Annotated in this window: 14 protein-coding genes; 9 read left to right on the forward strand and 5 right to left on the reverse strand. The window is 36.4% G+C overall.

All coding sequences use genetic code 11. The annotated features are described in order from the left end of the window. Nucleotides 1-24: 24 nt before the first annotated feature. On the reverse strand, nt 25-873 hold the full coding sequence (locus DW114_RS01480) for a metallophosphoesterase family protein (RefSeq protein WP_117451692.1): 849 nt from the start codon (nt 871-873) through the stop codon (nt 25-27). A gap of 169 nt (nt 874-1,042) precedes the next feature. On the opposite strand from DW114_RS01480, the gene DW114_RS01485 reads away from it, so the two are divergent. Then, nucleotides 1,043-2,215, forward strand: a complete 1,173-nt coding sequence (locus DW114_RS01485; protein ID WP_117451694.1) for an NAD(P)-dependent malic enzyme — start codon at nt 1,043-1,045, stop codon at nt 2,213-2,215. Nucleotides 2,216-2,283: 68 nt separating this feature from the next. Here the strand turns inward: DW114_RS01485 and fumC are convergent, their stop codons facing one another. From fumC to DW114_RS01500, 3 genes are all read right to left on the reverse strand, one after another. Then, nucleotides 2,284-3,648: a class II fumarate hydratase gene (gene fumC / locus DW114_RS01490; protein WP_117451696.1), complete on the reverse strand. Its 1,365-nt coding sequence runs from the start codon at nt 3,646-3,648 to the stop codon at nt 2,284-2,286. A gap of 118 nt (nt 3,649-3,766) precedes the next feature. Then, nucleotides 3,767-4,051, reverse strand: coding sequence for a hypothetical protein (locus tag DW114_RS01495; protein ID WP_117451698.1), 285 nt, complete (start codon nt 4,049-4,051; stop codon nt 3,767-3,769). A gap of 292 nt (nt 4,052-4,343) precedes the next feature. Further along, on the reverse strand, nt 4,344-4,904 hold the full coding sequence (locus DW114_RS01500; protein ID WP_117451700.1) for a hypothetical protein: 561 nt from the start codon (nt 4,902-4,904) through the stop codon (nt 4,344-4,346). Nucleotides 4,905-5,029: 125 nt separating this feature from the next. Between DW114_RS01500 and DW114_RS01505 the strand changes: the two genes are divergently transcribed. From DW114_RS01505 to DW114_RS01515, 3 genes are read left to right on the forward strand one after another with little or no spacing between them, the layout of a single operon-like run. Continuing rightward, on the forward strand, nt 5,030-5,953 hold the full coding sequence (locus tag DW114_RS01505) for a hypothetical protein (RefSeq protein ID WP_117451702.1): 924 nt from the start codon (nt 5,030-5,032) through the stop codon (nt 5,951-5,953). Between the two features lie 60 nt (nt 5,954-6,013). Beyond that, nucleotides 6,014-6,247 (forward strand): hypothetical protein, encoded by a 234-nt coding sequence (locus tag DW114_RS01510; RefSeq protein WP_117451704.1) that lies wholly within the window; start codon nt 6,014-6,016, stop codon nt 6,245-6,247. A 48-nt stretch (nt 6,248-6,295) separates the two neighbouring features. Continuing rightward, complete coding sequence (locus DW114_RS01515; RefSeq protein ID WP_117451706.1) at nt 6,296-6,775, forward strand: GNAT family N-acetyltransferase; 480 nt, start codon at nt 6,296-6,298, stop codon at nt 6,773-6,775. A gap of 43 nt (nt 6,776-6,818) precedes the next feature. Here the strand turns inward: DW114_RS01515 and DW114_RS01520 are convergent, their stop codons facing one another. After that, nucleotides 6,819-7,328 (reverse strand): flavin reductase family protein, encoded by a 510-nt coding sequence (locus tag DW114_RS01520; protein WP_117451708.1) that lies wholly within the window; start codon nt 7,326-7,328, stop codon nt 6,819-6,821. A 124-nt stretch (nt 7,329-7,452) separates the two neighbouring features. Between DW114_RS01520 and DW114_RS01525 the strand changes: the two genes are divergently transcribed. From DW114_RS01525 to malQ, 5 genes are all read left to right on the forward strand, one after another. Next, nucleotides 7,453-8,142, forward strand: a complete 690-nt coding sequence (locus DW114_RS01525; protein ID WP_158552191.1) for an MBL fold metallo-hydrolase — start codon at nt 7,453-7,455, stop codon at nt 8,140-8,142. Between the two features lie 56 nt (nt 8,143-8,198). Then, complete coding sequence (locus DW114_RS01530; RefSeq protein ID WP_117451712.1) at nt 8,199-8,702, forward strand: PocR ligand-binding domain-containing protein; 504 nt, start codon at nt 8,199-8,201, stop codon at nt 8,700-8,702. Between the two features lie 186 nt (nt 8,703-8,888). Continuing rightward, nucleotides 8,889-9,689, forward strand: coding sequence for a ZIP family metal transporter (locus tag DW114_RS01535; protein WP_117451714.1), 801 nt, complete (start codon nt 8,889-8,891; stop codon nt 9,687-9,689). A 128-nt stretch (nt 9,690-9,817) separates the two neighbouring features. Next, nucleotides 9,818-12,070 (forward strand): glycogen/starch/alpha-glucan phosphorylase, encoded by a 2,253-nt coding sequence (locus tag DW114_RS01540; protein WP_117451716.1) that lies wholly within the window; start codon nt 9,818-9,820, stop codon nt 12,068-12,070. Between the two features lie 12 nt (nt 12,071-12,082). Beyond that, entirely contained in the window at nt 12,083-13,555 is a 1,473-nt protein-coding gene (malQ, locus tag DW114_RS01545; RefSeq protein WP_117451718.1) for a 4-alpha-glucanotransferase, read from the forward strand. Nucleotides 13,556-13,577 lie beyond the last annotated feature (22 nt).

Genomic DNA, 13,577 nt, shown 5'->3' on the forward strand with positions numbered 1-13,577 from the left:
TAAAAAAACTGTAATCATACAGTTTTAGATAATATGAATGATGCGATGTTTATGATCATAGATATAGGTAACGCTGTCAAGAAAGCGATGTTCTTGATGATCGTAAAAACGAATATATAGAAAATCAGTAAAAACCTGTATCTGCATACCGACTTGATCCTTTTTGATACCATGTTCAACCTGATGAAAGGCAGGTACATTCACACACAGGATATCTTTGTTTAAATACAGGGCAGGCAGCGAATAGCTGTTATGTAAATGAGCAGATATATAGATAACATGATGATGCAGTAAAATCTTTTCCAGCTGGGCATTTTGATATCCAATATGCATATCCCTTCGTTCACTTCCAGGGTGGGTATTGGCAAGGGGATGATGGCATAATACAAACTTCCAGTTGTTTTTATCTTGATTCAGGGCATCCTGCAGCCATTCTAACTGATCTTTTTCAAAATACATATTATCCTTTTGCGGCTTCTGGGTATTCAATACATAAAAGGAACAACCCTTTAGTTCTTCTTTATAATATACCTCATGACGATAGACATAACGTTTACATGTAGGATCAATGCGCATGCTTTCATCATGATGGGCATGATATAGGTCATGATTGCCTAAAGCAATCAAATGATGAAATCCATAGGGATTCAATAAAGAAAAAAACGCACGAAACTGAAAAAAACAGGCGTTATTGGTAAGATCGCCTAGGCAAAAAAGATAATGGATATCCCGTTGTTTGATATCATCAAAAGCACGGCGCAGGGTTTTATCTTTGAAGCAGGATATCTGATGAATATCCGCAAGCATTTCAAAGGTGATGAATGGCTTTTCATTGGCGATTCGCTGATGATAAACTTCTTTTGGTGTTTTCATAAAATCATCCTTTCTATCCTCTAGTATGGATGTGATGGAAAAGATTATGAGAAAGGTAGAAAATTTCCTATTGTTAGGATAGAAAATTAAAGTAAAAAACGTGGTTTCGCTGTTTCTATCAGATAGGGTTTATGTTAAACTAAATGTGGAAAAGAAAGAAGGAATGAAGATGGATTACGCAAAAGAGAGTTTACGTTTACACTATGAATGGAAAGGCAAACTGGATATGACGCCAAAGATGAAATTAGAAAATAAAGATGATCTTTCTCTGGCTTATACACCAGGTGTTGCTGCACCATGTTTGGAAATCGAAAAGGATATTAATAAATCTTATGAATTAACTGGCAGAGGCAACAGCGTTGCGGTAGTAACAGATGGCACTGCAGTACTTGGACTTGGGGATATTGGTCCTGAAGCTGGTATGCCGGTTATGGAAGGAAAATGTGTATTGTTTAAGGAATTTGGCGGTGTCAATGCAATTCCTTTATGTATCAGAAGCAAAGATACAGATGAAATCGTAAAAACAGTATCCTTGCTGGCAGGAAGCTTTGGTGGTATCAACTTAGAAGATATCGCAGCTCCACGCTGCTTTGAAATTGAAGCAAAACTAAAAGAAATCTGTGATATTCCAGTATTCCATGATGATCAGCATGGTACTGCAATCGTTACAGCAGCAGCTTTATTAAATGCTGTAAAACTAACTGGTAAACAGATGGGTACATTGAAAATGGTAATCAATGGTGCTGGTTCTGCTGGTATTGCGATTGCGAAATTATTGATTAAGATGGGCTTTGGAGATGTTGTATTATGCGATAGCCGTGGTACCATCTATAAAGGCAGAGAAGGCATGAATGCAGATAAGACTGTAATGGCTGAAATTACAAATAAAGAAAATATCAAAGGAAGCCTTGCGGATGCAATGAAGGGCAGCGATGTATTTATCGGTGTTAGTGCACCTGGTATCGTAAGTGAAGAAATGGTTGCCAGCATGAATGAAAAATCAATCGTTCTTCCTATGGCAAATCCAGTTCCTGAAATTATGCCTGACTTAGCAAAAAAAGCTGGAGCATATATCGTTGGTACAGGACGTAGTGATTTCCCTAACCAGATCAATAATGTATTGGCATTCCCTGGTATCTTTAGAGGCGCATTAGATGTAAGAGCAAGTGATATCAATGAAGATATGAAGGTTGCGGCTGCAGAAGGTATCGCATCTTTGGTTAGTGATGAAGATTTAAGTGTGGATTATATCATTCCAAGTGCTTTAGATAAGAGTGTCGCAAAAGTAGTTGCGGAAAAAGTCGCAGAAGCTGCAAAGAAAAGCGGCGTCGCAAGAATTTAATAACAGATAGAAAAGCGATGATTTATCGCTTTTCTTATACAAAAAAAACGCTCGATTTGAGCGTTTTATTATACCATTTTTTCAGGTTTTACGATTTCATCAAATTTCTCAGCTGTCAACAGATTTAATTTCACAGCAGCTTCCTTTAATGAAATGTTTTCTTTAAATGCTGTTTTTGCACATTTTGCGGCATTCTCATAACCGATATATGGATTTAAACTAGTAACAAGCATCAAAGAATGTTCAACATAATACTGCATTTTTTCTTTATTTGCACTGATGCCGGATACACAATGAATGATAAAGGAATGGATACCATCACTTAATAAACGAACAGATTGTAAGAAGTTGTGAATACATACCGGCATAAATACATTTAATTCAAAATTACCTTGACTTGCGGCAATTCCAACCGCTGTATCATTTGCCATTACCTGTACAGCAACCATCGTCATAGATTCACATTGTGTTGGATTGACTTTTCCTGGCATAATAGAACTACCTGGTTCATTTTCAGGGATTTTTATTTCTCCCAAGCCACAACGTGGACCACTGCTTAACCAGCGTACATCATTGGCAATCTTCATCATATTTGCCGCAAGACCTTTTAAAGCACCATGGGCAAATACCAAATCATCTTTACTTGTTAAGGCATGGAATTTATTAGGATTTGTTTCAAACTTGCGTCCGGAAAGTTCACTAACAGCCTTAGCGACTTCTACATCAAAGCCTTTTGGGGTATTTAAACCAGTCCCCACAGCAGTACCTCCCAACGCTAGATGATGTAAACCATCAAGTGATGCGATAATCTGTTTACGACTGTTTTCAGCCATACCACGCCATCCACTAATTTCCTGGGAAAACTTAATGGGGGTAGCATCTTGCAGGTGGGTTCTTCCACTTTTGATGATTCCTTCATTTTCTTTTTCTAACTGTTGTAAAGTTTCAATAAAAGCATTCAGATTAGGTAATAATTTATCCTCGATTTCCATTGCGGCCGCAATATGCATTGCCGTAGGAAATGTATCATTACTACTTTGTGACATATTGACATGATCATTTGGATGTAACAGCTTGATACCGGCAATTTCATTTCCACGATTGGCGATTACTTCATTCACATTCATATTGGATTGTGTACCACTGCCAGTCTGCCATACACTTAATGGGAAATGATCATTTAACTTTCCATCTAAGATTTCTTCACAAACCGTCGTAATCAGACGACAGCGTTCATCATCTAATTTACCTAAGCGATTGTTTGTGATTGCGGCAGCTGATTTTAATATCGCAAAAGCACGAATGATTTCCATTGGAATCTTTTCTGTACTGATTTGAAAATTCTCAAAGCTTCTTTGTGTCTGGGCACCCCAGTATGCATCTACAGGAACAAGTACTTCACCCATAGAATCATGTTCTACTCTTTTTTCCATTCTTGATCTCTCCTTTGACGTTATCCTACAGTATCCATTTTAACAGAAAAAAGGGCATAAAAAAAGACGAATCCTTCCTAGCACTAGGATATAAAAAAATGAATGCAGCGTGCATTCATCAAAGATAGATATGAAGCAATAAAAAACAAAGGAAAATGATCGTATGAATACTGACACCAATAATTCCCATTACAAAACCTGCAATCGCAGTACCACAGGGATATAGATTTTTTGATTTCGCCCCTAATACAATGGCGATTATTCCACATAAGATGCTGCATACGGATATAAAACATCCCCATAACTGAAAAAAGATACCAATTGGAATCGCTACAGCACTAAAGGATACAGAAACAATACCCAATACCATAGAAGCAATCCCCATACCATTTTTTGGTCCCATGAAATCACCTGTATGTAGTTTGCTACATTCCTTTCAACGTGTGTAGTATAACAGAAAAAACATGAAAAAACAATGCAACCTTACACTTGTGTTAGGTAAATGTAAGCCTTACTTAAGGCATAAAACATAAGATAAGGGTATACTGTAGATAAGAAAGGAAGGATGAGCAGACATGAAAAAATCAACGATCTTATTATCTGTGACGGCATTGATCGCAGCCTATGCCTTAACACGAAAAAAACGTCACATTCGTTTATAAAAGGAAGTTGTATATGTCAACTTCCTTTTTACGTTATGCAATCTGATAATCGTTATCCAGAATATTTACTTGATCTAAACCAATCAGGAAATAGTGAGGATAGTGATATGTCAGATTCTTATTCACAAAACTTGTTGCTCCAATCAATGAGTTTACATCTTCGATAGACGTACGTTTCATCAAATCCGCAATATAATTGAAATCTGTTTTCATCTCTGCGTATTCTTTATCCGCAAATGTATAAATTTCTTTTTCAGGAATAAAGCCAGTTTTTCTGCTTAATGGCTTAATCACATTACGAGCATAAGATGGTGCACTTACTTCATAACCATTCATACTTAATGGTGTACCAATCTCAACGATTGCTTTAATAATTCTGGCTTTTTCAATCTTCTTGCCAAAAGAATCATCTTTTACATTGATCACAAATTTTCTGCCTTCCGCAAATTGGCGGATATGATATTCATTCTGAAAGAACAGATATACATGTCCATTTAAAACCTCCGCAAGTTCATCGCATACAGGTTCATAGCCAATCCATCCCCCGAAATCATTTACATCAGCAACTTCAATTCCATACATTACATGTTTCATAAGAATTGCTCCTTTCATTTCTTCTTTTATTATATACCAATTTTACGATAATTTACTATACAATGTAGAAGTTTTGTCTTTTTTTATCGTATAATAGAAGGAACAAAGCGAAAGGGGGATACAATATGGACCCAAAAAAGCGTTATTGTCCCTTCTGTGGCAGTAAAACCAATGATCATACATGTGAAATCTGTGGAAGAAATACCAGACCCATGGAAATGCTTGCGCACGAAAAGGAACTGGATTTAGTAAAAGATGATATCTGTATGGATCAACACGAGGAAAAGACAAGGCGTTCTACATCTTCTAAACGCCCTGCATTACACATGCATGAAGGGGAACATCCATACTACGAGGAAGTTAAAAAGAAGGAACCATTTCAATTAAATCCTGAAAACATCAAAAAAGGATTCACGCTTATTGTCGTTGCATTTATCATTATTGTGTCCATTGTGACGAGTTTGTTTGATAATTTCAATGAGGAAGAACCTGAATCTTATATATATTTTCAAGATTATGCAACCTATCATGATGAAGCACCTGAAAATTTAAAATGTGAAGTAAAACGAGAAGGTGCAGAAGATGTGATGGTAGTAAATAATGATAGTGATGAATTTCTTACCTATGAACTACGTAATGAAAAGGAGGAAATGATACGTTATATCTCCTATATGCAGCCACATTCTACACGTAAGGCATCTGCATATAATGAAAAAATAAACCAATGCAATATTGTATATGATTATTCTTATTCTTTGGATTATCATAAGCCAGATGTAGAATATCACATCGAAGAAACGGATGATGAAATCATCTATCAGTTAGATCAAAGCGTATCAGAAGAAGCATTACATGATATTTTACAATATACCCTGGCGGGATATGCGCAAGGGAATTATAGTGGACAAATGATATCTATAGAAATTTCTCAAACACAAGCATATCGTGTAAGTCTGGATATGGAGGAGCATCATATCTATGTTTATTTAGAAGCATTGGATGATTATCCTGAAATGGATGATTTTGATTTTGAGATGACAACGTATTAGGACTTTTATTCAAACCTGAAACGTGTTAGAATGAATATCGTAAAAAGGAGACGTTGATTTATGAAAAATACGATTCGTTTAAGTGAAGAAATTTCAAAGAATGTTTCTGCCAGAAAACATATTACTACCTCTATTGATTATTTTTGTGAAAGTGAAAAAGATGCCAAGACATTGACTGAAAATATTACTCGTGTATTGACAAAGAACTTAGGAGATACCAATCTGGCTAAGATCACATATGAATACTATCCAAGTGATAAGAAAGTGGAAGTCGTAATTATTGAACATGTGTAACAAAGGAAAGAGAACGATTTGTTCTCTTTTTTTCAGAAAGGAGCATATATGGATATTCGAAGAATCAAAGAAGAAGATTTAAATGAAGTATTGACGCTTTGTTTAGGCAATAAGGAATATTATGATTATCTTCATGAACAGCCTACCATAGAAAATCTAAAAGCTGATCTATCCGCAGTACCACCAGGAAAAACGGTAGATGATAAATATTTCATGGGGTTTTATGAAGAAAATCATCTTGTGGCAATATTGGATTTCATCTTAAGATATCCAAGTGATGATACGGCATATATCGGTTGGTTGATCGTTGATCAACAACAGCAGGGAAAGGGCATAGCTTCACAGATTGTGGAAATGATATGTGCACGTTCACAACAGGCAGGGTTTCAAAAGATAGAACTTGGATGTATCAAAGGATACGCACATGCGCAAAACTTTTGGAAGAAACATGGTTTTTTACCAAATGGGCGCAGTAAACAAATGAAGGATATCACCATACTTGTATTATCTAAAACATTAGAGTCTTAAAATCTATTATAAAAAAGTCATGCATATCGCATGACTTTATTCATTATTTTACAAGTACATTCTCAATTTCCACAACATACATCATATGGAAATCATTTTGTGGATAATTCTTTTCAATCAGATCTTTTTCAAGGAAACATTCCTTGTCTAAATATTGTGCATACAGCTTTTTACATTTTAATACGGTATTGGCTTCTGAGAAATACGCATAGCCATTTTCTTTAATCGTATGGAACCCGGCTTTTTCAATCTTATCTTCATCACGACCGCTTGCTTTACCAAAGTAAGCCAGCTCTTTACGATGGGATTCATCATAAAAAGATAATGTCAGATGTTCTTGTGCATCAATAAATTCCTTTGTATAACGCTGTGGGCGGATAAATACAAATGCCACTTTCTTATTCCAAAGGATACCAACACCACCCCATGAAGCTGTCATGGTATTGACACTTCCATCTTCTTTCATTGCTGTCACAAGCATCCATTCTTTGCCAATCATGGTAAAAGGATCGCCATGTAGTGCTTCTGGTGTACTAATATTAAATTCGCTCATAAAAAGACCTCTCTTTCGGTATCTATTATATGCGCGCTGACAAGAATTTACAAGTAATTGCAAATGGCTATTGGTTTCTTATTTCAAAGAATCGTGTTACACTATGTACAAGGAAGTGATAAGGATGAAATGTAAAGTAACATTTATATATCATAGTGGATATTTTGTGGAAATGGAAGATTGCTGTTTGTTGTTTGATTATTATAAAGGAAAGCTTCCCAATTATGACCATCGCAAGCCATTATATATTTTTGTATCACACGCACATGAAGATCATTATCAGAAAAAAATATTTACGTTTATGAAAACATATCATAACGTGACCTGTATTTTACCAGATGATATCAATACCAATGAAAATGTATGCCATATGCATGCTTCTCAGATCTTGCATCTTAATGGATTGCGTATAGAGAGTTTTCCTTCCAGTGATGAAGGCTTGGCATATCTTGTGGAAGTGAATGGAAAAAGCATTTATCACGCCGGAGATTTAAACTGGTGGCATTGGCAGGATGAGAATAGCGATGCTGAAAATGAAGAAGCCAAAGCATTGTTTTATCATGGTATAGAAAAATTAAAGCATCGTCATATCGATATTGCCTTTCTGGTACTAGATCCAAGACAGGAAGAACAGTTCTATTATGGTATGGATGCCTATCTGCATGAAATGGATATCGATTATGTATTTCCAATGCATATGTGGAAGAATTATAAAATAGTTGAAAAAATGAAAAGGCTTACGCAAAGTGCAGGGTATCGTGATAAAATTATGGATGTCAAAGAAGAAAATCAACAATTTACTATAGAAGTTTAACACAAAGTGTGTTATATTTTTCATAGAGCAATGAAAGAAGAAGGGAATATAGAATTATGGAAATTAAGGATGTAGTGAAAAAAGTATTAGATGATTATCAGAGAATTACAGGGTTGAGAAGTTATATTGTATACGATAATACAGAGATACAAAGTGCTTCTGAAAAGAATTATTTCTGTAAATGTTTAAAGTTGAGCACAAAGGCATTGGAGAAATGTGAAGAGTGTACAAAAGAAACATATGATAACGCAAGAGAAATCGATAAAGAATGTATCTACTCCTGTCATGCAGGATTGATCAAATGGGCAGTACCTGTTCATTATCATGATTTCCACTGTGTCATCGTATCGGAAGGAATCTTAGCAAGAAAGCAATGGGAAGAAGCTGACATTTGGGCAGATTATCTGAGTAAAGAGTATCATATCAACCGTGATATGATTTATGAAAACTATAGAAAAAACAAGACAATGAATGAAAATCAAATGACTTCCAGTATTCAGTTGTTGAAAGATTTACTACGTTATCATTTAGATGCGTGGGAAGATGTTAGTGAAGCATAAAGCCGATGATTTATCGGCTTTTTTTTGGAGGGAAAATGGAAAAAATCAAGCAAAGTGCTATGGATATTGATCAAAATGAACGAGATCATGCAAAAGATGTTTTACTGCCAAAAGATATATAGAAATAATCAAATGAATGGAATTCTATAAAGAATTCCCATATAATAAGGGTAGGAGGTGTTAGATATGGAAAACATCACAAATCCTTATCTGCTGGCAGCCATAGGAACAGGTTTTACATTTTTGATGACAACCCTTGGGGCAGCAACGATTTTTCTATTCAAAAAAGAAATGAAACAAAGCTGGCAATCCATATTTTTGGGCTTTGCGGCTGGTGTAATGATAGCGGCAAGTGTATGGAGTTTATTGATTCCATCAATGGAACAGGCAAAAGATTTAGGCATGATTGAGTGGTTACCGGCAGGGGCTGGTTTTATACTAGGTGCAGTATTTTTAAATGTGCTGGATAAGATACTTCCTCATCTACATCCGGGTAGTGAGGAGCCAGAGGGGCCTTCCTCCAGCTTGAAAAGAACATCTATGCTGGTAATTGCGGTTACTTTGCATAATATTCCAGAAGGAATGGCTGTTGGATTAGCTTTTGCGATGAGCACAACGGCAAGTGGTTCTATATCACTTGCTGCAGCTGTGGCACTGGCCCTTGGTATCGGGCTTCAGAATTTTCCAGAAGGAGCGGCAGTATCCCTGCCACTTCAAAAAGAAGGCTGTAGTAAAGGAAAAGCATTTCTTTATGGCTCTTTATCAGGTATTGTGGAACCCATTGCTGGTATTGCGGTTGTGGCAATCACAGGCAGTGCTACGATTGTCATGCCATGGTTACTAGCTTTTGCGGCAGGAGCCATGGTGTATGTTGTGGTTGAGGAGCTAATTCCAGAAGCGCATTTTTCAGATCATGGACATGCGGCAACGTTTGGATTTATGGCAGGATTTTTGATTATGATGATCATGGATGTTGCGCTTGGATAATTGAAATGAAGGAATAAATCGATGATTTGCTTCTTTTTTTTCGTTTTTTTACGAAAATGCATGAAATTTTCATAAAATGTGATAAAATAAGAATAAGTAAAACGCTTACAAAGGTAAAGGAGGGTTCTATGGAAGAATTTTTAAAATATACAAAACAAAAAGCTGTAAAAGGAAAAGCATCTGCACAGGATATTTATCGTATCTTAGTGAAAGAATGTAAAAAACGTATGGAAAAAACACCATATGTTGAAGGTGATAAAAAGCTGTATTATATCTCCGCAGAATTTTTATTAGGTAAAATGTTATCCAGTAACCTGATTAATCTGGGAATCTATGATGAGGCAGTTGCCTTTGTGGAAAAAATGGGATATACGATGGCTGAAATTCAAGATGTAGAAAAAGAGCCATCGTTAGGAAATGGCGGTCTAGGAAGACTTGCTGCATGCTTCCTTGACTCTATCGCATCTTTAAATTTATGTGGTGATGGAATAGGTTTATTCTATCATTTTGGTTTGTTTGAGCAGAAGTTTGTGAATCATAAACAAATGGAATTGCCAAATGTCTGGATAGAAGAACCATCCTGGTTCACAAAGAAAGATACGGACATTCAGGTATCATTTCCTCATATGACGTTAAAGGCTGTTCAATATGATATGGATGTGATTGGATATCATGGAAAGAAAAATACGTTACATCTATTCGATGTAGAAGGTGTGGATGAATCAATTGTCAAAGATGGAATCAGCTTTGATAAAACCGCCATTGATAAGAATCTGACATTGTTTCTTTATCCGGATGACAGCGATGATGATGGAAGATTATTGCGTATCTATCAACAGTACTTCATGGTTTCCTGTGGAGCGCAGATGATTTTAGCAGATTGTAAGAAAAAAGGATATCCTTTGGATAAACTATATGAACATGTAGTGATTCAAATCAATGATACTCATCCAACGATGGTAATTTTAGAGTTGATTCGCTTACTACGTGAGGAAGGCATGAGTTTAAAGAAAGCATGTGCTATCGTTGAAAAGAGTTGTGCATATACCAACCATACCATCTTGGCAGAAGCTTTGGAAACTTGGCCAATGGCTTATCTGAAAACCGTTGTACCGCAGTTAGTTGAAATTATCGAAGCATTGGATTTAGCGGCAGCCCAAAGAAGTGATCTGCCATCCCTTGCGATTATCGGAGAGGATGAACGTGTGCATATGGCACATATTGACATTCATTTCGGAAAAAGCATCAATGGTGTCGCAAAGCTTCATACGGAAATATTGAAAGAAAGCGAGCTGCATGATTTTTATAACTTGTATCCTGAGAAGTTTAACAATAAAACCAATGGCATTACATTTCGCCGATGGTTATATTCCTGCAATCCACAATTAACACATCAGATTGAAAAATGGATTGGAAAAGACTTCTATGAAGATGCATCGAAGTTAACAGAGTTAAGCAAACTTAAGAATGATGAAGAAGCATTACAGACATTGTTAGATATCAAACAAATAAAGAAACAGGAATGGGTAGAGCATATCTATCGCAAACAGGGAATTGTTATCAATCCTGATTCTATCTTTGATACTCAGGTTAAACGTCTGCATGAATATAAACGCCAACAGATGAATGCACTTTATATCATCTATAAATATCTGAAAGTAAAAGCGGGAGAAAAGCCAGTAAGACCGATTACATTTATCTTCGGTGCTAAAGCGGCACCTGCTTATACGATTGCAAAAGACATTATTCATGTCTTATTGTGTCTACAGGATATTATCGCAAATGATGAAGAGGTATCTCCATATCTACAAATTTGTTTCATTGAAAACTACAATGTCAGTGAAGCAGAAAAAGTAATTCCTGCAAGTGATATCAGTGAACAGATTTCCCTTGCCAGTAAAGAAGCAAGTGGCACCGGCAATATGAAATTCATGTTGAATGGTGCACTTACGCTAGGTACCCGGGATGGTGCCAATGTGGAAATTGCACAGCTGGCTGGTGAAGAAAACTGTACAATGTTTGGAAAGAGCAGTGATGAAGTTATCGAACATTATGCAAAACAGGATTACTGTAGTAAAGACTTCTATGAACAGGATGAATTGATTCATACTCTGGTAGATTTCCTGATTGGTGAGGAAATGACTTCTATCGGAGATGAAACAAGTTTATCACGTTTCTATCATGAATTATTAAACAAAGACTGGTTCATGACATTGTTGGATTTAAGGGAATATATCGATGTGAAAGAACACATGCTGGAAGCATACGAGGATCGTCATGCATGGAGTGTAAAGATGTTGGAAAACATCGCTCACAGTGGCTTCTTCAGCAGTGATCGTACCATTGAAGACTACAACAGAGAAATCTGGAAATTATCTTAAGGAGGGCATTAAATGAAAAGACAAGCCGGCATTTTAATGCCGATATCTTCGTTACCTTCGAATCAGGGAATAGGGGATTTTGGAAAGCATTGTTATCGTATCATAGATGCGATGAGTAAGCAGCATGTACACATCTGGCAGATTTTACCGTTAAATCCTATGGGATATGGCAATTCACCCTACCAGCCATTTTCATCATTTGCCGGTGATGAAATTTATATCAGCGTAGATACATTAGCTGATTATGGACTTTTGAAACAAAGCTCAATTCGTAACTATAACAAGTTTTGTGAGTATGTAGATTACGAAGGCGTACGTCAGTTTAAGCTTCCTTATCTGAAGAAAGCCTATAAGACATTCAAAAAGTATTATCAGGAATTTGAAGAAGAATATCAGGCGTTCTGTGACAGTGCACATTGGTTATATAACTATGCTGTATTTATCACATTAAAGAAACAGAATGATATGAAAAACTGGCTGGAATGGCCAATGGAACAACGTAACTGGATCAAGGATCACGCATATTCCTTAAAACATCTGGACGATGATATCCGTTATGAAATGTTCTTACAGTTTATCTTTTTCAAACAATGGAATGATGTAAAAGAATATGCCAATGCACATGATATTGAAATTATGGGAGATATGCCGTTTTATGTAGGTTTTGACAGTGCTGATGTATGGGAAAACCAACAGGATTTCTTATTGGATGGGGACGCAAGACCAACAGTTGTGGCAGGTGTTCCACCTGATTATTTCTCTAAAACAGGGCAGTTATGGGGAAACCCGATTTATAACTGGCGGCAAATGAAGAAAGAAAACTATGATTTCTGGATGAAGCGACTAGCATGGAATGATCAGTATTTTGATATCATCCGTCTGGATCACTTCCGTGCATTTGATACCTATTGGGTAATACCAGCACAAAGCACTACTGCCATCAACGGAGAATGGGAATTGGGTCCAGCTTATGATTTCTTCGATAAAATGTTTGAAAAACTGCCAACTATTCGTATCGTGGTAGAAGATTTAGGCGAATTAAGAAAACAGGTTGGTAAATTACGTGATCATTATCAGTTAACGGGTATGAATGTCGCAGAATTTGAAATGGAAGTCAAATTATTAAAACGACCAAGAAAAGAGAATGTGATTTTGTATTCCACAACGCATGACAATGATACATTAGAAGGCTATTATCTAGACTTGGAAGCAAATAAAAAAATCGCCCTTCGACGATTCTTCCATAATTGTGGATATGATAATCGTACCTTCCATGAGCTTGTCATCCGTTATTGTATGGATTCCAAAGCAGATATCACCATCATTCCAGCATGGGATATTCTGGGACTGAAAAAAGAAGGCCGTATGAATACGCCGGGAACCATTGGTTCTCCTAACTGGGAATGGAAAGTAAAGAATCTAAAAGAATTCTATGCCTTGCTGCCACAGATTGGAGAATGGATCACAGCATCTAACAGAACATAAAAGAGGATAAGACTTGTTTGTC

Source organism: Absiella sp. AM09-50 (genome assembly GCF_003433845.1).
Taxonomy (GTDB): domain Bacteria; phylum Bacillota_I; class Bacilli_A; order Erysipelotrichales; family Erysipelotrichaceae; genus Hoskinsella; species Hoskinsella hominis.